This is a genomic window from Rubrilithobacter danxiaensis, assembly GCF_047272945.1.
Classification (GTDB): domain Bacteria; phylum Bacteroidota; class Bacteroidia; order Sphingobacteriales; family Sphingobacteriaceae; genus Rubrolithibacter; species Rubrolithibacter danxiaensis.
In genome coordinates this window covers 53,505-78,465 of the sequence record NZ_JBKOPS010000007.1, presented here as the reverse complement: position 1 = coordinate 78,465, position 24,961 = coordinate 53,505, and the positions used below count along the sequence as shown (strand labels likewise).

The following is a 24,961-nucleotide window of genomic DNA, read 5'->3' as shown; positions in this document are numbered from 1 at the left end:
CTGCTATGAAAAGTCACGTATCTCCAAAAAACTTTTTTATATTTCTTGACGTTTTTTTGATTGCCCTGGCCGTTGTGTTTTATTTCACATTTACAAGTGACCGGATATGGAATATAGCAACTGACGGATTCAGACATACTCATGGTTTGCCATTATATCTCCAGCCCTGGGCCTGGACTTCTTTACTTGCCTTTATTATGGTAGTGACATTAGTACTGACACATGGTGGCGAATCAGAAAAGATGGAATCTGATTCAGAAGAAGGCACTACCCACGAATGAGTAACAAAACTATAAATTATACTCAATTTTTGGGAAAGGGAAATTTTGTTGACTAAGAATTGTATATCAGGAACAATTAATTTGACAGCAAGTATCGCCATGTATTATTGCTGATACTTTTATGTGTGTACTTGCATTTATACCTATTGTTTTTCCATTAGCCGTATAATCCTCTACCTTTGTTTATCTTTATCAGGAATGTCAACATCATATCAGGATACATCTGCAATTTTTGGAGGAGTTAAAAGTCCGTCCGAAGGTTTTCCTTCCAATTGCATTGATCATGTTCCGATAGCAATTTATACCTGCGATAAAAATGGCTTTATCACTTCATATAATCGTGCTGCTGCCACATTATGGGGTAAAGAACCGGTAATAGGTAAAGATATGTGGTCGGGTTCCTGGAAAATATTTACTCCTGAAGGAAATCCTATTTCACTGGCTTCGAGCCCAATGGCCAAAGCGTTACAAGAAAAAGTTTCTGTTACCGGCGAGGAGATTATCGTTGAGCGGCCCGATGGGGTTCGGCGTAATATTCTTCCCCATCCGGTCCCTGTTTTTGATTCTTTCGGCGAACTGACAGGCGCTGTTAATACCTTACTGGATATTACTGAGCAAAAACAGGTTGAAGAAAAGCAGGGAAGGCTGGCTGCTATTGTTGAATCTTCTGATGATGTTATAATCAGCAAAACACTGCAAGGGGTAATTACAAGCTGGAATCAGGCAGCGGAAAAACTGTTTGGCTACACTGAGCAGGAAGCTGTTAGAATGAATATCAGAATGCTTATTCCGCCTGAGAGAATAGCCGAAGAAGATTTGATTATCAGTAAAGTAAGTGTGGGTGAAAAAGTGGACCATTTTGAAACAGTGCGGGTAACGAAACATGGAAAGAGGGTTCCTCTTTCTTTAACCGTATCGGCAGTAAAGGATAAAAATGGCAAAATTATAGGTGCCTCTAAAATAGCCCGGGATATTTCTGAGCGAAAATTATCAGAGGAAAAACTGAGAGAACATTCAGAAAATCTGGAAATTTTAAACTCAATTGGTAAAGCTATATCGGAGGATCTGGATACCCAAAGTATTTTACAGAAGGTAACAGATTCAACAACCCGCTTAATGGGAGCAGAGTTTGGAGCGTTTTTTTACAATACGGTAAATGAGAATAGCGAGTCGTACGTGCTATATACCTTATCAGGAGCTCCAAAAGAAGCATTTGAAGAATTTGGCATGCCCCGAAACTCTGCTGTTTTTCATACTACCTTTAGCGGAGAAGGAGTTTTACGCTCAGATGATATTAAAAAAGATCCAAGATATGGCAAAAACCCACCTTTTTATGGTATGCCGAAAGGGCACTTACCTGTAGTAAGTTACCTGGCTATCCCGGTTATTGCCAAAGACGGCACTGTGATAGGAGGGCTATTTTTTGGACACTCTCAGCCTGCAAAATTTACAGACGACCATGAAAAACTGCTTGTAGGTGTAGTATCGCAGGCAGCCATAGCTTTAGAGAATGCAAAGTTACTGGACGAAGTACAAAAGCTGAATTCCAAGAAAGATGAATTTATAGGCCTTGCAAGCCACGAACTAAAAACTCCCGTTACAAGCATAAAAGGTTATTTACAAATATTACAAAAAAGTTTATTAAATGAAGGAACTTATAATGCTTTTATAGTAAAAGCATTGCAACAAACTGCTAAATTATCTAATCTCATTTCCGACTTACTGGATATCTCTAAAATAGAAGCAGGTAAACTGCCATTTATGTTTAGCAGCTTCAATATTGTTAGCCTGACAGAGGAAATATTGGAAATGATGCGCCATGAAAGCAAAACCCATTCAATAGAATTTAACTCGATTGACTCATATATCGAAGTATATGCCGACAGGAACCGGATTGAACAGGTAATTATCAACCTGATCTCAAATGCCATGAAATATTCTCCGCAAGCAAATAGGGTAATAGTAAGTGTGCGAAAATCAAATGAGCGAATAACATTTGCCGTACAGGATTTTGGCATCGGTATAAAGCCAGAATACCTGGACCGTATTTTTACCAGATTCTACCGCGTAGATGACCTTGCTTCGCATATATCAGGCCTGGGAATAGGTTTGTATATTTCACATGAGATCATCAATCGGCACAAGGGAAGGATGTGGGTAGAAAGTTCACCCGGCAAAGGCTCAACCTTCTATTTCGAAATTCCTGAAAAAATTCAGGAAAACTGAAAATAATTTAACATACAACATACTTCCGGGAACCTTCATATTGCTTATCATTGATTTTCTCATATAAATCTATTTGCGTCTAAAAAGTATCGTAGCAGATTGTAACGAAACATAAGTTTAATGCGTCTTATGGTAGACGAATAATTTACAACAAAAAGAGAATTTAAATTCGCAACCATGAGATCCAAAATTTTACTGCTCGTTCCTGTTCTTTTTTTTATTGCCAGCCCCCTCTTATGTGCACAATCAGCAGGAAAAATAAGTGGTTCGATCGACGATAACACCAATCAGCCTTTAGAATCAGCCACCATACTTCTTTTGAAATTACCCGACTCCTCTCTCGTTAAAACAAGCCTTTCAGGCACTGACGGTAAATTCGTGTTTGAAAACTTGAAAGAAGGAAGCTATAGTTTAAAAGTTTCCATGATGGGATATACATCTTTCAGAAGTAAAAATATTGTAATAGATGCTGCAAATCCACATATAGAACTGCCTGTAATTACTTTGCAAACTAATCCTAATATGCTGAAAGAAGTTGCTGTACTGGGGCAAAAATCACTTATTGAGCAGAAAACTGATCGTACGGTAGTAAATGTAGATGCACTCATTTCAAATACCGGCACCAATGCGCTTGAACTTTTAGAGAAAACACCGGGTGTTACAGTAGATCAAAACGGGTCAATAAGTCTGAAAGGCAAATCAGGAGTACTTGTATTAATAGATGATCGTCCAACCTATCTTTCAGCCGCTGACCTTGCGGCCTACCTGAAGTCTCTTCCTTCGGGTACAATCAATCAGATTGAACTTATAACAAATCCTCCCGCAAAGTACGACGCAGCAGGTAATGCCGGGGTTATTAATATTAAAACAAAAAAGTCAAAAATTAACGGCATAAACGGCAGCTTTTCCGCCAGCATCGGAAAAGGTGTTTACTGGAGAAATAATGAAAGTATTAACCTGAATTATCGCATTAATAAATTTAACTTCTTTACCAATGCAAGTTTTAATATGCAGGATTCATGGAGACAGTTAGATCTGGAGAGACGTTATTTTCAGCCAGACGGAACGTTGAATTCTGTGTTTGCTTCAACCTCCTTCTTTTATCCTGAAGAAAGAACTCCCACCTTGAAAGCAGGAATAGATTACTATTTGAGCGATAAAACTACTATCGGGATTGTATTAAACGGTTCATACAATACCAATGACGAATCCAGGCCGGTAAATAGTGAGCTCTTTAACGGAACAGGTTCTATAGATTCATTAATATATGCTACTAACGGCGAGGACAATGTTTTCAAAAACGGCAGTATAAATCTTAATTTCAACCACCAATACGACAGTACAGGCAAATCCTTAAGTTTTGACCTGGATTATGTAAAATACAACTCCGGCACCGATCAGTCATTTCGTAATAATATTTTCTTCCCGGATAACACCTTAAAAAGTTCCGAAATATTAAAAGCAGATCTTCCTTCCGTAATTAATATTTATTCTGCTAAGGCAGATTATACCCTTCCCATAAAAGGAAAAGCTAAAATTGCAGCCGGAGTAAAAACAAGTTATGTTTCTACCGATAATGCGGCTAATTATTTCAACTATATTAATAATGTTCCCTCTGTGGATTATAATAAGACAAACCGGTTCAGGTATAAAGAAAACATCAATGCGGCTTATCTGAATTTTAATAAAGATTTTCGACGTTTATCTCTACAAACCGGATTGAGGCTGGAAAATACAATCGGAGACGGACACCAGTTAGGAAATGCTGCGAAACCCGATTCCTCTTTCAGAAATAATTATACCAGCCTTTTCCCAACCGCCTATTTATCTTACAAACTGGATACAGGAGGGAAGAAGCTTTTAAATTTTTCATACGGCAGGCGCATTGGCAGGCCCTACTACCAGGATTTAAACCCTTTTGTCTTTCTGCTCGACAAGTTCTCTTACTTTAGCGGCAATCCCTTTCTTAAACCGGAGTTCAGCAATAATTTCGAATTGTCATTTAACCAGAATAATAGATTCACACTCAGCTTGTTGTATAATTATGCTACCGATGTATTTACAGAGAGCATTGAACAGAAAGGAAACGTTTTTGTAAGCAGCACCGGAAATATTGGAAAACGGATTAATGCGGGAGTTTCGGTAAACACAACACTTAAAAAGGGAAGCTGGTGGATGTGCAATATTTATGCAGAACTGATGAATAACAAATTCAGAGGAGACCTTCCTTCAAGCACTTTAAATTCCGGCTCTACCTATTTCAGTATCAGACCTAATAATCAATTTACCTTCAAGCATGGCTGGAGCGCTGAACTGACAGGTTTTTATAACTCCAAAAGCACATATGGTCAATTTGAAATTGGTTCAAGATGGGCAGTAGATGCCGGTATTCAAAAGAAAATATTATCTAACAAAGGAACGCTTAAACTTTCAGCACGTGATATTTTTCACACTATAGAACCAAGTGGAAAAATTACAAATATTCCAAATGCAGAGGCTACTTTCCATAATTACCTGGATACCCGTGTTGTAATTGCTTCGTTCACCTACAGCTTTAGCAAGGGTACGGCTGCAAAAAGTAAACAAAACACTGGCGGGGCGGATGAAGAACAACAACGGGTAAAAAACTAACGGAATAGTTTTAATAAATTTCTCCTTTACGAGTCTCTTGTTTTGAACCGTAAACTTTACAGATAACTAACTGAGAATTTTAGGTAGCTGGTTTCTTAATCCTTCTACAGAATCTGGAAATTCTAATTTAATTTTCGGGCTTTAGTACACTCTTCTTATATTGTGAACAATCAATAATTGCCTGAATCATTTATAAATCACTCTTACTATGAATTCTCGTCGCGACTTTTTGCAAAAAATTTCAGTTTCGGCACTTGCACTGCCCTTTTTACCGTATTTAAGCAAAGCTAATATTACAGATTTTTATGATCAGCCCTATGAAGGCCCTGTGCTAAGGGTTGCTATTATGGGTTTGGGAAGTTACGGAACACGTGTTGCCGAAGCTATGCAAAGCTGTAAAAGGGCGAAATTGGTTGGCGTTATAAGCGGAACTCCTTCCAAGATTAAAGACTGGCAAAGTAAATACGGTATTCCTGACAAAAACTGTTATAACTATGAAAATTTCGACCGGGTAAAGGACAATAAAGATATTGATGCTGTGTACGTGATTACACCCAACGCCTTACATCATGACCAGGTTATACGGGTTGCTAAAGCCGGAAAGCATGTAATTTGTGAGAAACCTATGGCTATAAATGCAAAAGAAGGGCAGGAGATGGTGAATGCCTGCAAAAAAGCGAATGTAAAACTGCTGGTTGGATACAGAATGCATTTCGAGCCGAAAACCCTCGAAGTGATCCGGATGCGCAAAGCTGGAGAATTCGGAAAAGTTTTGTTTTTTCAGGGATTAAGCGGCTTTAAAATAGGCGACCCTAATCAATGGCGTTTAAACCGTGAACTTGCAGGCGGTGGCTCAATGATGGATATTGGTATTTATTCAATAAACGGTGCCCGCTATATGATAGGAGAAGAACCTGTATGGGTTACAGCACAGGAAACGAAAACAGACAAGCAAAAATTTAAAGAAGGAGTAGATGAAACTATTTTATTCCAGTTAGGCTTTCCTGGCGGAGCTGTGGCTTCTTGCCTGTCAACTTATAACATGAACAATCTGGACAAATTTTTCTTGAACGCTGAAAAAGGTTTTGCTGAATTGCAGCCAGCTACCGGTTATGGCCCTATTCAGGGTCGTACAAATAAAGGCGAACTGACACAACCACACGTAACACATCAAACCGTTCAAATGGAGGAAATGGCGGCCATCATATTAGAAGATAAAAAACCGGTAGTCCCTGTAGATGGCGAAGAGGGGTTGAAAGATTTAAAAATTATTGACGCTATTTATGCTGCCGTTAAAACAGGGAAAAAAGTTGATTTGACCTGATAAAACAATAGTTTTACATTTGCTGAGACACAAAGGAAATGCATTTTCCTTTTATAAATTAATACGTATTAGCTAATATTTGAATTTTGAAAAGAAGAACATTTATTAAAACCACCGGAATAGCCGGCGGAAGCTTGTTATTCAGCAAAGCCTTCGCCTTGGCAGCCAATCCTGATTATCCCGTTGTTCGGACACCAGCATCTAAAAGACACTTTACCAGTAAAGCAGTAGAGCAGGCAATAGCTGAGTTTAAAAGAAATGTAAAAAATCCGGAACTGTGTTGGTTGATGGAAAATTGTTTTCCGAATACCCTGGATACTACCGTTACTTATAAAGTAAAAGATGATCGCCCGGATACCTACGTGATAACTGGTGATATTGATGCAATGTGGCTTCGTGACAGCACCGCCCAGGTGTGGCCTTATCTGCCTTTTATGAAACAGGATAAACCTTTACAGAATCTGGTAGCGGGTGTAATAAACAGACAGGTACAGTGCATTCTGAAAGATCCTTATGCAAATGCTTTTTATGACGATGAAACAAAAGTAGGAGAGTGGAAAGATGATCTTACTGATATGAAACCGGGCTTGCATGAGCGTAAATGGGAAATTGATTCCTTATGCTACCCCATTCGTCTGGCTTATCATTACTGGAAAGATACAAAGGATACCAAACCATTTGATGAACAATGGGAGGCATCCGTAAAAAATATACTCAAAACATTCAAAGAACAACAGCGTAAAGAAAATGATGGCCCCTATCATTTTCAGCGTAGAACTTCCTGGGCTACAGACGGCGTTCCCATGAACGGATACGGTTATCCTGTAAAGCCGGTAGGATTGATCTGTTCTGCATTTCGTCCAAGCGATGATGCCACTATATTCTCCTTTCTGATCCCTTCGAACTTTTTTGCGGTAGTAAGCCTGAAACAGGCCGCAGAAATGGTGAAAGAAATTAAAGGAGACCAAAAAACGGCAGCAGAGCTGATTGCCTTATCTGACGAAGTATCGGAAGCACTTAAAAAATACGCAGTTGTTAATCATCCGGAGTTTGGACAAGTGTTCGCGTATGAAGTGAACGGAATGGGCAGCCATAATCTGATGGATGATGCCAACATTCCAAGTTTACTGGCCCTGCCTTATTTGGATGCTGTTCCTGTAACAGATCCGGTTTATCAGAATACCCGGAAATTTCTGTTATCGAAAGAGAATCCATTCTTCTTCAAAGGTAAAGCTGCAGAAGGAATAGGAGGCCCCCATATTGGTATGGACATGATTTGGCCTATGAGCCTCGTTGCCCGCGGCCTAACCAGTACAGATGATAACGAGATTCGCTATTGTATCCGAACCTTACAAAATACACATGGAGGCACCGGTTTTATGCATGAATCTTTCCATAAAGATAATCCTGAAAAATTTACACGAAAATGGTTTGCATGGGCCAATACTATTTTTGGTGAGTTTTTATGGAAGACTTATAAAGAAAAGCCGCATTTGCTTATATAATTTATATCTGTGAGGTATTAATTCCCTGCCGGATACCTATATTAGTGTTATTCATTGAAACAGCTCTCCCTAAGAGCTGTTTTTTTATTATATGCATACATTATTTCCTGTGCCGCCAGTATTTCCTGAAGGATTTCTTTATTTCCCCGATTTTTTAACTGAAACCGAAGAGCTGGAATTATGTGAAGAAATTTTAAAATTCGACCTTCATACTTTTAATTTCTAGGGATTTGAAGCCAAACGAAGGGTGGCAAGTTTCGGCTATCATTATAATTTTGATCAAAGATCGCTATCTAAAGGAAAAGAAATTCCGCCGGTATTTAACACACTAATAAAAAAAGTTGCCACAAAGGTGTTAATACCTGAAAGTCATTTTGCAGAATTGTTAATTACAAAATATCCCCCAGGTTCTGTTATCAACTGGCATCGTGATGCTCTTCCCTTTAATCTTATCGCCGGCATATCTCTTCTTGCAGATTGTACATTCCGGTTGCGTCCGCATGAAAAGGGAAATCAAAACCGTAAATCCCTTGTCTCCTTTCCCGTAAACAGGCGTTCGCTTTACATAATACAAGGTAACTCAAGAACGAACTGGCAGCATAGCATTAGTCCTGTTAAAAAAACACGCTATTCTGTTACGTTACGGACTTTAAAGTGTGAGTATTTGCAGTAAATAAAAAGGGGCCCAAAGCCCCTTATCTAATCAGTTTATCCTTAGTGTTAATGTGCATGCCTGATAGCATGATCTATTCCATGATCAGGTGCATGTTGTGAACTTCTTTCTGTGAACAAGCCCACGCCCATTTCTAAAATACCTACGATTAAATGAGGTAAATAGACCTGTTCATCAAAATTAAACAGCCAGGGCGAAGCTGCCAGGAACAAGCCTGCTAAAACATCCATTGTAAGGTGTGTGCTCATGGATAAGATCTTCGCTCCGCCACCCTCATAGTCAGTGACAAAAGACATGATCAAAATTAATACACCAACACCAATGGCTACCCATTTAGCTGCATCTACATCGGCAAAATTAAATAACCACGGAGCCACAATTAATAGTATTCCCGTCATATAATCCAATACGGCGTGGAACTTTCTGCTAATAAATCTCATAGTACCTTTTTTAAGTTTAACATATATAGATAACATCTTCGTTCAAAGCCCATGCCAATATGATTCCATCATCGCATTTAACTATTAGGAATTTACTATCACAAGTGATTAGGCACAGACAGCTTAATAAGAAGAAGAAAATCTATTTGTATAATTCGTTCACAACAAGTCGCTTAAATTTCTCCTTTTAAAGTAATTTTCAAATTAGTATAACCTTTGGAATGTTAATTGCTCATGTTAAGAATCTACTATTAAAAACATGTCTCATTAAAAGAAAGGATTTTTTATGTTAGCAATGAATTTCCGGGGGCCATTCAGAGTACGTGCCGACCGGGACAAACCTTATCCTGAAATAAAACACCCAAATGATGCTATTGTCCGCGTTACGCGTTCGTGTATCTGCGGTTCCGACTTGCATTTATACCATGGACTGGTTCCTGATACCCGGGTGGGAATGACTTTTGGGCATGAATTTATAGGAGTTGTAGAAGAAATTGGCTCATCTGTTCAAAAACTGAAGGTTGGCGACCACGTCATGGTGCCATTTAATATTGCCTGCGGAACCTGTGCCTTCTGCCGACAAGAACTTTATGGAAATTGTCACGAGTCAAATCCGGAAGCAACTGCAGTTGGAGGAATCTTTGGTTATTCACATACCGCCGGTGGATATGAAGGTGGGCAAGCAGAATATGTTCGCGTTCCTTATGCAGATGTCGGCCCAACTGTAATTCCGGACTGGATGGACCCTGACGATGCGGCTCTTTTAACCGACGTAGTCCCTACCGGTTACCAGGCTGCAGAAATGGGAGGCATTCAACCGGGAGACACGGTAGTGATTTTTGGTGCAGGACCAATAGGAATTATGGCGGCAAAATGTTCCTGGTTGTTTGGTGCAGGCCGCGTTATTGTTATTGACCAACTGGATTACCGGCTGGATTTTGTTAGAAGCTATGCGCAGTGCGAAGCCTATAATTTCAAATCACTGGGCGATCCGGTACTTTTTATCAAGAAAACGACAGATTCTCTCGGCGCCGATGTGTGTATTGATGCAGTAGGATGCGAGGCTGCAGGAAGCACCATGCAAACAATTATGGGCAGAAAGATGCTGCTGCAGGGCGGTTCTGCTACAGCACTTCACTGGGCTATCAATTCTGTTAAAAAAGGAGGGATAGTATCTATTGTAGGCGTGTACGGGCCAATTGACACACTCATTCCAATCGGAAATGTAGTAAATAAGGGAATAACTATTCGGGCGAATCAGGCGTCGGTTAAACGGGTATTGCCAAAGCTTATTGAACATATCCGCGACGGAATTATTAATCCAAAAGAAATTATTACTCACCGCATCCCATTAGAGGAAGTAGCAGAAGGCTATCATATTTTTTCTGCTAAAAGGGATAATTGTATAAAAACAGTTCTTATACCACCATCAGCTACCGCTTAATCACTGTTATTATGGAAAACAATACAGATTTTAAAAATATCAGGGGTACAGATTTTAAAAACATTAAAGGCTGGGGTATAGATGCCAACCCGGAGAATGACCCGACATACCCTATGAAAAAACGAACTAACGAGGAACACGATGGGTACAGTTGGGAAAGACCGCCTCAGCAACCTGTAACGGTCGAAGTCCTTCATTCGAATGAACGTCCAAACGTAACTGCTGTCTTCGGAACTTCATCGCCCCCTTCGGGATTAAGCGGAAAGATACGCCGGTATGCCTTCAAGTACAGTGAATCGAGCTATGGGCACTGGCTTCCCTTAGTACTGGCCGACAGGATCAACGTAGTGGAAGGTATTATTGATGATCTGAAGCATGGACACATCCCCAACATTTTTGCCGAGCGAGGTTGGACTGCAGAATGGAAGTATAACAGGCAGTCATTTATAAAAAAAGCAGCTGCAGGGGTCGTAATTACATCGGCGCTGATTGCACTATTGGTTTACCGGAATAAACGATCATCTTCCAGACGTAGCTAATAAAAATTATAAATTTCATTTTGTAATTTCATGTTGTCGCGTATATTTGTTCAAAGTATGAAACAAAACCTATATATTATTTCTGTCGTTGCGGTCGCAAAGCTTGCGTACTGACGGGAATATTATATATTAAAATAAAAATGTAAGCCCGTCCTCAAAAAGGTCGGGCTTTTTTTATTTACATCACAATGAGAACAAGTAGGTCAATCAATCTTTCAGTGATTTATGCAATGGTCGCAGTGATAACACATTTCTGCGGGATGGATTGATATGGTTACTAGTTAAACTACAGTTCAGCCTCCCGCAAATACCGGGAGGCTTTTTTATTGTCTTAAATTTTAAATATATGAATACAGAAACACTAACAGATTTATTTGCACAAAGAGTGCACAACGTTCCTCAGTCATTTATTCGTGAAATTTTAAAAGTAGCTGCTAATCCCGGCATTGTTTCTTTTGCCGGAGGTTTGCCAAACCCACAGTTGTTTCCGGTAAAAGAACTGGAAGAATGTGCAATCCGGGTATTTCAAAAACATGGAATGCAAGCTTTGCAATATGCCGCTACAGAAGGTTACTATCCCTTACGTGAATATGTTTCAGGAAGATACAGAGATCGTTTCGGGCTTAATATTCCGGCTGAGCAGATACTTATTACTAACGGGTCGCAGCAGGCACTTGACCTGATCGGAAAGCTATTTATTCAACCAGGAGATAACATTGCAGTTGAACGCCCGAGCTATCTCGGAGCCTTACAAAGTTTCTCTATGTTTGAGCCGCATTTTAAAGAAGCAACATTGCAACAGGATGGTATAGAGCCAGATGAATTGGAGCAGATTTTAAGCCTGTATGGTTGTAACCTATTTTATACTATTCCAAATTTTCAGAACCCTTCAGGCATTCGTTATAGCAAGGAGAAACGGATAAAAGCAGCAGAAATAATAAAAGGGAAGGAAGTGATTCTTATTGAGGATGACCCTTATGGCGATATTTCTTTTACTGAAGAAATACTGCCGCCCATATATTCTTATGTGCCTGAACAAAGTATTCTTTTAGGATCATTTTCTAAAATTATCGCTCCTGGTTTGCGTTTAGGATGGATGATTGCCAACAAGGAAATTATCAAAAAGGCAGCCATTATGAAACAGGCATCTGATCTTCATTCCGGTAATTTATCGCAATATATTTTATTCGAGTTTTTGAGTAATTACAACCTGGAAAAACATATTGAAAAATTAAAAACTCAGTACAAAAAACAACGCGATATGATGGTGGATTCCATCGAAAAATACTTTCCTGCTTCAGTAAATTATACTAAACCTGAAGGAGGAATGTTTACCTGGCTTACTTTACCAAGGGGTCTAACTTCCAGAGATTTATTGAAGCAGGCACTTGAAAAAAATATCATTTTTGTTCCTGGGGATTCTTTTTACGCATCTAACCCAGATACGCAAACACTTCGCTTAAATTATTCGAATGTTGAAGGAGATTTAATGAAAAGTGCCCTGAAAATTCTTGGAGAAATGATTGATCGGTAAATAACTGGGAGTGATTATCAACTGTATCGGCAAGCAGACAGTCACTCCCTTTATTTTTTAGCTAATTAATCTACATTTTGTCCAGGTCTTCTTTTTCGTATCCCCCCATACAATCCATACAGGCATTTGCGTAAGCATCGTATTCATCGTAAGCGGCGCCTGGCTTGCCAAAAAGCGTTATAATCCGGTCAATCCTTATTTGAGCTTTGCTATCTAATTTAATAAATATTCCTTTTCCGTCAATTTCTGTCATCTCAAGTATCTTTCCCTGTGCTTCGTCAATAACTTTCTCAGCTGCGAAATAGAATATTTTGCCCCTAGTTTGTTTTGCAATCGCCTCTTCAATCAATTCCCTGTAGGTCCAGGGTACCGGTAAATAAGATGTGTCCATTACTTGCTTTTATTTATATTACTAACAAAACTATGTAAGATTAGTTCCCATAGGAAAATAATGCATAACTGCTTGCTGGCTAAATTACAACTTTATAAAGGTTCAAGCCTTGTATTAAAAATGTCTAACTGTTTTTGATTCTGATTAAAATCTAAAAACAAGTTCTTAATAAGAAAAAAATATCCGTGCTTTGTATATACATGTCACTCTACATTTCATCAATAAATTCGGGCAGCAACGGAAATTGTTATTATATCGGGAACGAACAGGAGGCCGTTTTGGTCGATGCTGGAATTTCCTGCCGGGAAACAGAAAAACGGATGAAAAGGCTGGGACTATCAATGAACAGCGTAAAGGCCATCTTTGTATCGCACGAACATTCAGATCATATCAGTGGAATAACTGTACTCTCAAAAAAATACAAACTTCCTGTTTACATTACTGATAATACTTATCGTAACAGCGGCTTACAGTTAGAAAACTACCTTTTAAAATCTTTTACCGCTTACCAAACTGTACAGGTGGGCGGATTTACCATCATACCTTTTCCAAAACATCACGACGCTGCCGATCCTCATAGTTTTCTGGTTCATTATGATGATATAAAAATAGGAGTGTTTACAGATATTGGTGCTCCCTGCGATCATGTAATTAAACACTTCAGTCAGTGTCATGCAGCCTTTCTGGAAGCAAACTACGACGAAGAATTGCTGGAACAGGGCAAATATCCTTATTATTTAAAACGAAGAATAAGAGGTGGAAAAGGGCACTTATCCAATACACAGGCGCTTGAGATTTTTAAATCCTGCAAACCTGCCTTCATGAGTCACTTGTTGCTATCCCATCTTTCAAAAGATAATAATTGCCCCAATTTGGTAGAGAATTTATTCCGGCATCATGCGGGAGATACGGAAATTATAATTGCTTCGCGTTTTAAGGAAACTGCTGTTTATCGGGTAGGAAATGTAAGTAAGCATAATTTATATTCAGCTGCTACTTCCGCTTATTTTCAAACTTCTCTATTTTAATATGCAGATAATAAGCCAGAGATTTGGAATATATCTCTGGCTTATTTGTATTATTTAAGCTGGTATGCTACTACACTTTTTCCTAAAAAAGTAGGTACATATACAATTTTCTTAGCAGCATCAAATCCAATATCTGCTGTATTCTTATTTTTATCGTGCGTATCTAACAATAATTGTTTCTTTCCATCTGCAGAAACATAGTTTATATATCCAACCCACGCAGAAACAATAAAATCTCCGTTTCCAACTGGTTCTATTCCATCTCCGCCCTGATCAAGTTTTGTAACTTCTGTCAGTTTTTTAGATGCATCGGCTTTTTGTACTTTATCGCTTGATAAAATGTATAAGTCATTTTTTGCCGCTAAAAGTCCGTTTACACCTTTTATATCAGTTAAATAGGTACTTACTTTTCCATTTTCAATACGATGTACAATTCCTGTTCCCGAATCAGACACATAAACAATGCCCTTTCCGTCTACTGTTATATCGTTTAAAAATACAGCTCCCTCAACAGGTATTTTTTGCATTACTTTACCACTAGCAAGATCAATAACTGCTACTTCGTCAATATCTGCTGCATATAGTTTGTTTTTATAAATTCCTAATCCTTTAGGTGCGTTTAGGCCTTTAACCCAGTCGCTGCTAATAATTTTTCCGTTTGCATCCAGTTTAGCAATACCACCCTTGCCATCCTTTTCATCAGCTTTGCCATCAATTAAAGAAACATACAAAATTCCTGTTTTTGCATGATGCAGAACGGATTCGGGAACAGCAAGAGAATCACTCTCCCAGATTTTTTCAAGGCTGTGCTCCTGTGCCTTTAAGCCCGAAACCAAAAAGCTTAAAATTAATACCAGAGATAACTTCATTTTTTTAAGTTTAGATTGTTAATAGATTACGCTAATATAAAGAAAAATGGCCTTATCAAAATTCAATCATCAATAAGGAATATCAAGCAGCTTTAGCATCAATTCCAGCCTTTACGGCATTGCAAATCTCAAATTCTTCTAAACTTTCGTAGTAATACAGAATTTCATTCAGTTCTGTTAACGACATTTCTTTTGCAACTTCTATCATCTGCTCTTTAGATAGAGAACGAAGCAACAAGGTTGATGCCTTGTTAATTCTGTCAATTACCTCCATTAATTTATTATAATGATCTTCCATCCCAGTAGATTTTATAAGATAACATAATTCAGGAGTTATAGTTTATCTATGCCTGGCAATAAAACTTTAAACGGATTAAGCTGTTATCTGACAGTTAAAACACACACAATGATACTCCCATTAAGTCCGCAATTATTAGGAGACCTGATTGAAAAAGGGTATTCCCATTTTTTAGTTTCTACAAGTAGCGAATTAAATACCGAAATAATAACTCTGAAACCAGTAAGGGGAAAACCCCAACTTGAGCAACTTCCTCCTGGTTTCGACACGTATTACAAAATAACTCAGGAACCGCTTGCCATGCTATGTGGCATTGAAGACACAAAAATACAGGTGGATCTGCAATCGCATAGTGAATTTGCTACTACTCCTGAAGAAGTTTTAAGCGACAGTTATTTTCGGATGAGTGAGGATTTTTTCAGACAGGTGCTGGAAAGTCTCGAAGATTACGCAGTTATTACAACCGACAAGAACGGCGATGTAACCAGCTGGAATACGGGTGCAGAAAGAGTGCTTGGCTATATGGAAAAAGAAATAATTGGCAGAAGCTCGAAGGTGTTTTTTACTGAAGAAGATATCCGGAAAGGTGAACCTGAAAAAGAACTGGAAACAGCACTTTCTAAAGGCCGTGCAAAAGACGAACGCTTTCATGTAAAGAAAAGCGGTGAAAAGTTCTGGGGATTCGGTTTGGTATTTCCTTTAAAAGACGAGCACGATAATCATCGTGGATTTACAAAAATTATGAGGGATTTAACAGGCTATAAAATAAATGGTGGCAGGGTAAATAACTCTTAACAACTAAATTTAATTCGCCGGAAATATTAACTTAATATAAAATACTGATCTTGATAAAAAACATGAAATTTTTAGTATCAGTAATTGCCGCATTAAAAGACCGGATTGTAATAAACAGCATGCGCTCTTTCTTTTCAGCCTTTAAACATATTCCTTACGGAACTAATCGTTAACTACTTTATATGAGCGATTTAAGTTACGAAGAGTTTAATAAAAGTAATTTTGGCAGAAATTTTCATTGGGGTGTATCGGTTGCGGCCTCTCAGATTGAAGGAGCGCATAATACTGATGGAAAGGGCCCTTCCATATGGGATGAATTTGCGAGTAAAAAAGGAAAGATTTTAAACGGAGATCATGCCTGCATAGCCTGTGATTTTTATAATCAGTATAAAAAGGACATACAACTTATAAAATCGTTAAATATTCCAAATTTTCGGTTCTCCATATCGTGGCCAAGAATTTTTCCGGAGGGAATAGGTTCTGTAAACCAGGCTGGAATTGATTTTTACAACCGCGTTATTGATTATTGCCTTGCATCAGGGATAACACCCTGGATAACTCTGTACCATTGGGATTTGCCAAAGGCGCTTGAATTGAAAGGCGGCTGGACTAACCGGGATATTATTTCCTGGTTTTCTAACTATGTAAATGTATGTGCGGCAAGTTTCGGCGACAGAGTAAAGAACTGGATGATAATGAACGAACCGATGGTTTTTACCGGTGCTGGATACTTTTTAGGTATACATGCACCAGGGAGAACAGGGCTTAAAAATTTTATTCCTGCTATTCATCATGTTGCTTTAAGTATGGCCGAAGGAGGAAGGATGCTAAAAGAATTATTACCCTCGGATACCACTATAGGAAGCACCTTTTCCTGTTCGCATATTGAACCACATTCAAAAAGCTCACGTGATTACAATGCCGCTGTAAGAGTTGATGCATTGCTAAACCGGCTGTCTATTGAGCCGGCTTTGGGGTTAGGATATCCGTTTAAGGAACTTCCTTTTTTAAAAAGGATTGAAAAATACATGCACCCAGGTGATGAACAGAAGATAAAGTTCGACCTCGATTTTGTCGGTATTCAAAATTACACACGCGAAATTATTAAACACTCTTTTTTCACTCCTTATCTCCAGGCAAAACTTATTAAAGCGGAAAAGCGGAAAGTACCACTAACGGCAATGGGTTGGGAAGTTTATCCTCCGGCTATGTATCACGTACTTAAAAAAATTTCATCGTACAAGGCTATCAAACGAATAATAATAACAGAAAACGGGGCAGCATTTCCGGATACAGTAGTAAAGAATACTATTGATGATCCGCTCAGAATTGATTTTTTAAAGAAAAATCTGCAACAGGTTTTAAGAGCTAAACAGGAGGGATGCCCGGTTGAAGGTTATTTTGTTTGGACCCTAACAGATAATTTCGAATGGGCCGAGGGCTACAAACCCCGGTTTGGATTAATTTATGTAGACTTTGAAACTCAAAAAAGAACTGTAAAGAATTCAGGATTGTGGTATTCAGAGTTTCTTAAAGAAAAGGATTAAATCTGCTAGTGTTCAGAGTTGAATTTATTTTATAAAGAGCTTATTTCATTGATCTCTGAAGCCTTCCATTGTTGTGTGGAGCCATTTTCAGATTTAATAAAAGTTACTACATAGGAGTGTGTCAGTCCTTTGTCATCCTCAAAATTAACCGTTATATCTGCCGTATTATTTTCAGCAAGGGAACAATTCTGAACTTTAGAAGCAGCTTTCTCAATAATTTCCTGGTCTGTATGGATTCTCATAGTCGGTTATTTCAGATTTTAACAGCAGATTAACTGTTCTGTTTGTTATTAAAACAGCTTTTACAAATTCAGATATTGCTCAAAAACAGTTTGCATATACGCTTTACCGATCTTTAATATACTCTCATCATTACTTTTCTTTTCCGCATTTTTCCGATAAATTATGTTCTTCCCAACATTATCAAACGTTACTGTTTGCTTATCTGTAACTACTCCAAAACCATTATCCCAATCAAAAAAGGCGAAGTCTATAGCTTTTGGATTTAACAAATTCCTGCTCCAGTTAAAAGACGGATCGTCTATTTTTAGTTGTGAAAGCAGGGTAGCGGCAATATCGGTTTGACTTCCAATCGTTTCAATCCTTTTTCCCCTGTATTCGGGCTTGATTGCATTTCCAAAAAGCAATAATGGAATTTTATATCGCAAAGGGTGGTAGCTGTCGTATTTTTCTCCCGGCAAACGGTGTCCGTGGTCGGCAACAACAATAAAAAGCGTATTGTCATACCATTTTTCCTTCTTCGCATTAGTTAAATAAGCATATAAACAGGAATCAGCATAGTAAGCTGTACTGCGAAATTTATCCGGCAGACTGTTTCCTTTAAAATGAGCGTTCACAGGAAGTTCAAACGGTTCGTGATTGGTTAAAGTAAGAAGTGTGCTGAAAAAAGGAGTTTGTTCATTTTTCAACCCTGCAAGCTGCTTTTTATAAACGACTTCGTCGTAAGCGCCCCATTTGGAGTTCATGTCCTTCTTGTCAAAGTAATGTTTATCTATAATTTTCTCATATGAATGACTTAAAATGTACGATTTCATATTAAAAAATTCGCTTTCTCCGCCATAATAAAACGAAGTAGCATATCCTTTTTTTCGTAAACTTCCTGCAATGGAAGGTAACTTTTCCTGTTTGTTGTTTTCTTTAATCACAGAGCGTACAGCTTGTGAAGGAAAGGCACTCAACACGGCAACCAGGCCCTTATCAGTACGGTCGCCGGAGGCATAGATATTGGTAAATAACAATCCGTCTTTAATAAGTTCTTCCATGCGTGGTGTCACACCTATTTCGCCGCCCAAGCTTTCAACAACGCTCGCTGTAAAACTTTCCATTATTATAAGAACCACATTTGGTCTCGTAGTCTGGAGTATTTCAATACTTGCAGCTGCAGGTTTTTCGTACAGCGTATTAGTGATCGCTTTCGCTTCAGCAGTTTTAAAATACTGATATGGATTTTTATGCCCGTATTTGTTTCGCAAAACATCACGAAATAAACTCCATTCGGTATTAATACCGGCATGATTAAGGAAAATATTTTGTGAAAAATAGGCCATACTCTCATTTACCGGTGAGAGCTGCCAGCCACCGCGTATCAATAGAAAAGTTATACCAGGAATAAGAATACTAAATACAATTCTTTTAATGAGGGATTTTTCCCTTACCATGCGGTAGTTTACAATCCATTTTTCTAAAAAAAGACTGATAACAACAAGGAAGAAAAATATAAGAAGTGATGAAAAAACAGGAGATGAAGCGCTGGAAGCTATCGCTTCATTTGGTGCATTAAAGGCAAAATCTAAAGCCCTGAAATTTACTTTTGAACCCCATTCGCGGTAAATATTAAAGTTAACGATAGAAATAAAAGAAAATAAAATGATAAGTACCCGGGTATAGATTTTCGGAACAAGAGCAGAAATATGTACACGGGGCACCAGTATGAGGAATATATACATCAACAACGGCAAAATGGAGATGTATCCTGCCATTGATGTATCAAGCCTTAACCCGTATAAAAACGTTTTTGATATTTCCCCAAAGCGTACGTTTTTAAGCTTTTCGGTGAAATATAAAAGAAAAACCAGCCTGTCAATAAAGAAAAACAGCAGCCAGAACAGGAAATAGCGTATTAAAATAAAAAGGCTTTTTAACATAGTGCGAAATTGTTAAAAATGCAGCATGTTAAAAAGCCTTTAAAAAGATATTAAACTATTATTGTCTACCGGCACCGCCCATCATTCCTTTAAGTTCATCAAAGGTAATTTCCTGGTAATCTTTAGATCCGCCAAAAGTACCGGCCGGAACAGCTTCTTTTTTAATTTCTTTTACGGTAGCCTTCAATCCCATACCATTGTGGAATGTTACAAACTCCAAAGGCAAACCGTATGATTTATCAAAGAACTGGGTTAACGAATTTGGAACAATATCTGCGTCTTTACTAAACCAGCCATCAAAGGTTTGGCCGCTTCTTTTTTCTTTTACTGAATATTTCTGCGCATTGTAACCAGCTATTGCTTTTGTTTCTGTTCCCACTGTTAGTTCAAAGTCCGGTTTTTGATCTTCCATTTGCTCCATATCGGCAGGGGTGAAGATGATAGAGAATTTTTTGTTCATCATTGGGATATCAAGCAATAAGCGCTGGTATTCAGTTTTACTGTTCATGATACTTTTTGTAGATGACATTGAAGTTTTAGATGTAGTAGCAGATGAGTCCCCTTTAAAATACACGGTCATTTCCGTAGGAAGCATGCTTGCCATCTGGGCCGGAGCCTGCGGTGGTAATTTCCATTCTACTGTATAAGAGATGGATCCTTCATCAATCTTGTTTTGTGCTACAGCGCATAAACTTGTTAATGTTACCGCTGCGGCTAAAAATAATCGTTTCATTAGTTAATAATTTGGTTGTTAGACAGTAAAATGTGTTGAATGTTACTTATTGATTTAATTAAATATACGAAAAAAACAGCATGTTAATTTTACTTCTGCAATTCTTCTGTTTCCATAAAAGCATAGCAAATAATATGGCAGATATGCATGTGGGCGTCTTCAACACGGCCGTAATGTTCAGAATCAATTACAATTGCTTTATCTGCCTTTTGAACCAGTTGCCCTCTTTTACCACCCAATAACGCTATTGAGCTTACTTCATTTTTCTTTGCCCAGTCTACTGCTTTTACCAGGTTAGGAGAGTTTCCGCTTACACTCATTACAAAGATAAGATCGCCGGGACGGGCATAATTTTCAAGCTGCCTTACAAACACATCATCATACGAATAGTCATTTCCTATTGCCGTAAGCCAGCTTACATTATCGTTTAATGAAAGGCAGCGAAACCGCCTGTAAGTTTTATCAGATGAACCTTTTCCAAGATCAGTTACAAAATGAGAGGCATTGGCTGCGCTTCCCCCGTTTCCAAAAACAAAAATTTGTTGATCATTTTTTAAAGCCAGCCTGAATTGTTCAATGATTTCTGCAACTTCTTTCACAGGGATTGAATCGGTTGCTGATTTTTGAGCCTGTATATAGTTTGAAACAAAAGCTTCCATAATTTTAATAATAGTTTTAGTGCTATAATTGGTTTTGTAAACGTAAACATTGTTTTGCCAGCAGCAATGCTCCTACAGGAACTGCGTCTTCTCCTAAAACGGCCAGTCGAATAGACGGCGGTGGAAGAAACGCTTTCATAATATATTGTGATATAGCTTGTTCTACCTGCTGTATTAATATTTCACCTAACATAGATAGCCCGCCTCCGATTATAATAATTTCCGGATGAAAAAGATGTATTACATGCGACAGGCCAAAAGCAAGGTCATCTGCAGTAGTATTTAAAATTTCTTTTGCACAGTTGCCATCCTGCTCAATGGCCTGTACAAGAAATTTAGCTTCACCTCCCTTTTTTGCTCCAACGAGATTTTTCAATATATCTGCCGATCCTGTTAAAATTGCCTCTCTGATTTTTTTATCAACCGCCCAGCCCGAACAGCTTGATTCTACCGTTCTGCCTTTTTTGTCGAGCCGAACATGGCCAATTTCAACCTCTCCGGGATTTGCACCATGATAAATCTGACCATTGTAAATTAAGCCACCGCCAACTCCGCTTCCCAGTGTAATGTAAAAACAGGTTGGGCAATCTTTTCCCGCACCTTTAACAGATTCTCCAAGCGCAGCAACATTCGCATCATTATCCATATAAACGGGGCATGATGTGAGAGAATTTATAAAAGATGCCAGATCAAAACCAGACCATCCTTCAATTTGATGACTTACACAAATTTTACCCGTTTGCCATTCTACCGGTCCGCCAAAGCCTATCCCTGCTGCTGAAAAAGTAAAGTCGTTTCTTAAACTTTTTATTCCTTCTTTAAGCTGATTCTGAATTCCTTCCGCTCCTTTTTCCTTTTTTATATCAAAACGGATTTTTTGTAAAATGCGGGCATCTTCATCACCTGCTACAAGCTGCAGTTTGGTGCCGCCTATTTCAATTCCTAAATAGTGTCTGCTCAAGGTTGATACAATTAATCCTGACAATCTCGTTTTCTGAGTTCAGGCGCAAATCTAATTTATGCTTAATTTTTTTAAATATATTAGCTAAAACTAACAATGCAATGAAAAATATAAACAGCCTTTTCTTCTTATCTTTTTTCTGCCTCACCGCTTATGTTTCTTCTGCTCAGACAGAAGGCACATTTGCAGAACGTTTAGGTTTTCCGAAAGGGAAAAAAGTAGTTATCCTGCATGTTGACGATGCAGGAATGTCTTTCGATTCAAACAACGGTGCTATGGATGCATTAACGAAAGGAGTTTCATCATCGTGTAGTGTAATGATGCCGTGCCCATGGGTTCCTGGCTTTCTTCATTTTCTTAAAGATCATCCTCAAATTGATGCGGGACTACACCTAACACTTACCTCAGAATGGAATGCTTACAGATGGGGCCCTTTAAGCGGGAAAGCAAAAGTACCCGGTCTGGTTGATAAGGAAGGTGCAATGTGGCCTTCGGTGGAAGAAGCGGTAAAACATGCTTCAGCAGATGAAGTGGAAACAGAAATCAGGGCACAGCTCGACAGAGCTTTAACAGCGGGTTTTAAGCCTACTCACCTTGATTCTCATATGGGTACTTTGTTTGCAACTGAAGCCTTTACAGAAAGATACATAAAAGTAGGAGTGGAGTATAAAATTCCGCTTATGTTTCCCGGGGGGCATAATACACTGATAAAAAAGCAGATGGGTGCAGGGAATGAAGCATTAAATAGGGCGCAGGCGGTGGGGAAAATGTTGTGGAACGCCGGCTTGCCAGTTTTGGATGACCTGCATAACGAATCGTACGATTGGAAATTGCCGTTGGGCATAAAACCTGTTAAAGAAGCAATTCGTCAAAGCAAAACAGCATATTACAAACAGGCCTTAGAAGAGGTGAAACCCGGATTAACCATGGTGATTATGCACTGTACCAATCCTACAGAAGTATTCTCATCTATTTCCGACTCCGGAATTACACGTGAAGGTGACTGGCTTGCTATGACCGATCCTGAATTGAAAAAATACATTGAAAAGGAAGGAATAATTCTTACTACCTGGCGTGAGCTCATGGAAAGAAGAAACAAAGTTAAATAGTAATAATAAAAAATCCCGCCCTGTAGGGCGGGAATAAACAACAATTATACAAAAACTAATTCGCCAGTCATGGAAGCTTTATCAGGCATAGCCCCATTTCTTCATGATCTTTAAGTCTTCTTTTACTGATTCAATAGGGGTTTTTCCCTGATAAGATTCCTGTTCAACTACAAAATGAGTAGTCCCTCCTGATTTTCTTCCCCAGTCTAAAACCTGCTTGGTACCTACAATACCTTTACCTAAAATAGTACTTTCATAGCCATTATGCTCGGTCTGGCTTTTTATCTCATCCTTAACGTGCATCGATTCAAATCGACCCGGATATTTCTTCAGGATTTCCATCGCATATCCTCCGCCGCCTACCATATTTCCAATATCTAATTGCTGAACAACTAATTTCGGATCAGTATTTTGCAGGATGATATCGTACAATGTTTTATCATTCAATTTTACACTGAATTCAAAATCGTGGTTATGATAGCCGAATTTCATTCCTGATTTCTGACACAGCTCGCCGCTTTTGTTGAAAACTTCCATATACCGCAGGGTGTCGTCGTATGTTTTCCGTAAACTTTCATCAAGCCAGGGGCTTATTACATATTTCTGTCCTACGGTGGCCGCGTCCTCTACTGTGTATTTCCAGGCGTCGGTAAAATCATTTTTAGAGGCATCCCAGTGATCTTTACCCATTACAGTATGACCGCTGGTCATTTTTAATCCCAGGTCGGATAAGATCTTTTTAAATTCTGTTGCAGAGTATCCGTAAAACTTCCGGTCGATGTAATTTGCATGTTCTACGTCTTTATATCCCATTTCGGCAATGAGTTTTAATGTACCGAGGGGATCTTTTTTCATATCATCCCGCACAGAATACAATTGTACGCCAACTATTTCGCCTGATTTAATGGCAGCAAACAGCCTGTTGCTAAACAACGTTGCACCTGCAACAGCCAAAGCACTGTTTTTAACAAAAGTTCTTCTTGATTTATTCATGGTTTTATTGGTTATATTAAAATAGATGGTTCAAATATTTTAACGCTACATAATAAGAATAAAACTTTAATAGCTGCTTAGACACAGCGTAAATAATTTGTTGCATTGCATGAACAGATCTTGCCCTCTCATTTTTTAAGTTAAATCATTCAAACATATTCCTTTATTACCGTTAAAATTTCTCTATTATAAAGTCGCTTTTGTTTCGTTGGCAATGAATCAACAAAACTTAACTTGTTTTTAGAATGAAATCAAGATTTGATTTTTAAATCGAACGCAGGTTAATAGCTTTGCGTTTACATTATTTACTTGTGCATGGAATTGATCGAACTTACAATAAATGACCAGGAAAAATACAAACGTTTTTTTATCCGAGGTTTACTGGAACATAAAGATAATTTCAGAATGAGTGCAAACGATGAGGAGCAAGAAGCATTTCCTACAAAGGGTACTTCCGATAGTTTTACGCTTGCATGTGTAACTGCTGAAGGAGAACTTGCAGGAGTTGTAAGCTTTGAACGGGAAGGAGCTAAACGCGAAAAACTAAGACATAAAGGCCTTTTATTCCGCATGTATGTATCGGCAGATTTCGCAGGACAGGGAATAGGTAAACGGCTGGTACAGGAAACAATAGAACGTGCCAAAAAAACAGACATTGAACAGGTAAATCTTACAGTAGTATCTTCCAATACAATAGCTAAAAATCTGTATCACAAATTCAATTTCAAAACCTTTTCTGTTGAAGAGCGGGCAATGAAAGACGGAAACAAATATCTTACCGAAGAACAGATGGTATTATTCATTAAATAAAAACGC

At 38.4% G+C, this 24,961-nt stretch carries 24 protein-coding genes; 14 read left to right on the top strand and 10 right to left on the bottom strand.

Going from position 1 to position 24,961, the window contains the following annotated elements; all coding sequences use genetic code 11:
* Positions 1-5 precede the first annotated feature (5 nt).
* The 6 genes from ACLCDL_RS10610 (at position 6) to ACLCDL_RS10585 (ending at position 8,640) form a co-directional block, all read left to right on the top strand.
* Positions 6-281 (top strand): hypothetical protein, encoded by a 276-nt coding sequence (locus ACLCDL_RS10610; RefSeq protein ID WP_423148270.1) that lies wholly within the window; start codon positions 6-8, stop codon positions 279-281.
* A 198-nt stretch (positions 282-479) separates the two neighbouring features.
* Positions 480-2,507, top strand: coding sequence for a PAS domain S-box protein (locus tag ACLCDL_RS10605; protein ID WP_423148269.1), 2,028 nt, complete (start codon positions 480-482; stop codon positions 2,505-2,507).
* Between the two features lie 177 nt (positions 2,508-2,684).
* Positions 2,685-5,138, top strand: coding sequence for a TonB-dependent receptor domain-containing protein (locus ACLCDL_RS10600; RefSeq protein ID WP_423148268.1), 2,454 nt, complete (start codon positions 2,685-2,687; stop codon positions 5,136-5,138).
* Between the two features lie 208 nt (positions 5,139-5,346).
* Positions 5,347-6,462, top strand: coding sequence for a Gfo/Idh/MocA family protein (locus ACLCDL_RS10595; RefSeq protein ID WP_423148267.1), 1,116 nt, complete (start codon positions 5,347-5,349; stop codon positions 6,460-6,462).
* A gap of 86 nt (positions 6,463-6,548) precedes the next feature.
* Entirely contained in the window at positions 6,549-7,967 is a 1,419-nt protein-coding gene (locus tag ACLCDL_RS10590) for a glycoside hydrolase family 125 protein (protein WP_423148266.1), read from the top strand.
* A gap of 247 nt (positions 7,968-8,214) precedes the next feature.
* Positions 8,215-8,640 (top strand): alpha-ketoglutarate-dependent dioxygenase AlkB, encoded by a 426-nt coding sequence (locus tag ACLCDL_RS10585; protein ID WP_423148265.1) that lies wholly within the window; start codon positions 8,215-8,217, stop codon positions 8,638-8,640.
* A gap of 47 nt (positions 8,641-8,687) precedes the next feature.
* Here ACLCDL_RS10585 and ACLCDL_RS10580 read toward each other — a convergent pair whose 3' ends face one another.
* The gene (locus ACLCDL_RS10580) at positions 8,688-9,080 is read right to left on the bottom strand and encodes an SPW repeat domain-containing protein (protein ID WP_423148264.1); all 393 of its coding nucleotides are present in this window, start codon (positions 9,078-9,080) and stop codon (positions 8,688-8,690) included.
* 286 nt (positions 9,081-9,366) lie between these two features.
* Between ACLCDL_RS10580 and ACLCDL_RS10575 the strand changes: the two genes are divergently transcribed.
* From ACLCDL_RS10575 to ACLCDL_RS10565, 3 genes are all read left to right on the top strand, one after another.
* Positions 9,367-10,524 carry a zinc-dependent alcohol dehydrogenase gene (locus ACLCDL_RS10575; protein WP_423148263.1) on the top strand — a complete coding sequence of 386 codons (1,158 nt, stop codon included), beginning with the start codon at positions 9,367-9,369 and terminating at the stop codon, positions 10,522-10,524.
* Positions 10,525-10,535: 11 nt separating this feature from the next.
* On the top strand, positions 10,536-11,063 hold the full coding sequence (locus ACLCDL_RS10570; RefSeq protein ID WP_423148262.1) for a hypothetical protein: 528 nt from the start codon (positions 10,536-10,538) through the stop codon (positions 11,061-11,063).
* A 346-nt stretch (positions 11,064-11,409) separates the two neighbouring features.
* Positions 11,410-12,597 carry an aminotransferase-like domain-containing protein gene (locus ACLCDL_RS10565; RefSeq protein ID WP_423148261.1) on the top strand — a complete coding sequence of 396 codons (1,188 nt, stop codon included), beginning with the start codon at positions 11,410-11,412 and terminating at the stop codon, positions 12,595-12,597.
* Between the two features lie 70 nt (positions 12,598-12,667).
* Here ACLCDL_RS10565 and ACLCDL_RS10560 read toward each other — a convergent pair whose 3' ends face one another.
* Positions 12,668-12,988: a hypothetical protein gene (locus tag ACLCDL_RS10560; protein WP_423148260.1), complete on the bottom strand. Its 321-nt coding sequence runs from the start codon at positions 12,986-12,988 to the stop codon at positions 12,668-12,670.
* Between the two features lie 200 nt (positions 12,989-13,188).
* Between ACLCDL_RS10560 and ACLCDL_RS10555 the strand changes: the two genes are divergently transcribed.
* Positions 13,189-14,016 carry an MBL fold metallo-hydrolase gene (locus ACLCDL_RS10555; RefSeq protein ID WP_423148259.1) on the top strand — a complete coding sequence of 276 codons (828 nt, stop codon included), beginning with the start codon at positions 13,189-13,191 and terminating at the stop codon, positions 14,014-14,016.
* 50 nt (positions 14,017-14,066) lie between these two features.
* On the opposite strand, the gene ACLCDL_RS10550 is transcribed toward ACLCDL_RS10555, so the two are convergent.
* Positions 14,067-14,885, bottom strand: a complete 819-nt coding sequence (locus ACLCDL_RS10550) for an SMP-30/gluconolactonase/LRE family protein (protein ID WP_423148258.1) — start codon at positions 14,883-14,885, stop codon at positions 14,067-14,069.
* A gap of 82 nt (positions 14,886-14,967) precedes the next feature.
* On the bottom strand, positions 14,968-15,183 hold the full coding sequence (locus ACLCDL_RS10545) for a hypothetical protein (RefSeq protein ID WP_423148257.1): 216 nt from the start codon (positions 15,181-15,183) through the stop codon (positions 14,968-14,970).
* Positions 15,184-15,291: 108 nt separating this feature from the next.
* Between ACLCDL_RS10545 and ACLCDL_RS10540 the strand changes: the two genes are divergently transcribed.
* A complete protein-coding gene (locus tag ACLCDL_RS10540) occupies positions 15,292-15,978 on the top strand; it encodes a PAS domain-containing protein (protein WP_423148256.1) in 687 nt (228 codons plus the stop codon).
* Between the two features lie 182 nt (positions 15,979-16,160).
* Complete coding sequence (locus ACLCDL_RS10535; RefSeq protein WP_423148255.1) at positions 16,161-17,525, top strand: GH1 family beta-glucosidase; 1,365 nt, start codon at positions 16,161-16,163, stop codon at positions 17,523-17,525.
* Between the two features lie 29 nt (positions 17,526-17,554).
* Here ACLCDL_RS10535 and ACLCDL_RS10530 read toward each other — a convergent pair whose 3' ends face one another.
* The 5 genes from ACLCDL_RS10530 to ACLCDL_RS10510 form a co-directional block, all read right to left on the bottom strand.
* Positions 17,555-17,767, bottom strand: a complete 213-nt coding sequence (locus tag ACLCDL_RS10530; protein ID WP_423148254.1) for a hypothetical protein — start codon at positions 17,765-17,767, stop codon at positions 17,555-17,557.
* 60 nt (positions 17,768-17,827) lie between these two features.
* Positions 17,828-19,690, bottom strand: a complete 1,863-nt coding sequence (locus ACLCDL_RS10525; protein ID WP_423148253.1) for an LTA synthase family protein — start codon at positions 19,688-19,690, stop codon at positions 17,828-17,830.
* 58 nt (positions 19,691-19,748) lie between these two features.
* Positions 19,749-20,423, bottom strand: a complete 675-nt coding sequence (locus ACLCDL_RS10520) for a hypothetical protein (RefSeq protein WP_423148252.1) — start codon at positions 20,421-20,423, stop codon at positions 19,749-19,751.
* Positions 20,424-20,512: 89 nt separating this feature from the next.
* Positions 20,513-21,082, bottom strand: a complete 570-nt coding sequence (locus ACLCDL_RS10515; RefSeq protein ID WP_423148251.1) for a D-sedoheptulose-7-phosphate isomerase — start codon at positions 21,080-21,082, stop codon at positions 20,513-20,515.
* 22 nt (positions 21,083-21,104) lie between these two features.
* Positions 21,105-22,043 carry an ROK family protein gene (locus ACLCDL_RS10510; protein WP_423148250.1) on the bottom strand — a complete coding sequence of 313 codons (939 nt, stop codon included), beginning with the start codon at positions 22,041-22,043 and terminating at the stop codon, positions 21,105-21,107.
* Positions 22,044-22,144: 101 nt separating this feature from the next.
* Here ACLCDL_RS10510 and ACLCDL_RS10505 point away from each other — a divergent pair, with 101 nt between their 5' ends.
* Positions 22,145-23,152: a polysaccharide deacetylase family protein gene (locus tag ACLCDL_RS10505; RefSeq protein ID WP_423148249.1), complete on the top strand. Its 1,008-nt coding sequence runs from the start codon at positions 22,145-22,147 to the stop codon at positions 23,150-23,152.
* An 81-nt stretch (positions 23,153-23,233) separates the two neighbouring features.
* Here the strand turns inward: ACLCDL_RS10505 and ACLCDL_RS10500 are convergent, their stop codons facing one another.
* Positions 23,234-24,145 (bottom strand): sugar phosphate isomerase/epimerase family protein, encoded by a 912-nt coding sequence (locus ACLCDL_RS10500; protein ID WP_423148248.1) that lies wholly within the window; start codon positions 24,143-24,145, stop codon positions 23,234-23,236.
* Positions 24,146-24,460: 315 nt separating this feature from the next.
* On the opposite strand from ACLCDL_RS10500, the gene ACLCDL_RS10495 reads away from it, so the two are divergent.
* Entirely contained in the window at positions 24,461-24,955 is a 495-nt protein-coding gene (locus ACLCDL_RS10495; RefSeq protein WP_423148247.1) for a GNAT family N-acetyltransferase, read from the top strand.
* Positions 24,956-24,961: the final 6 nt, after the last annotated feature.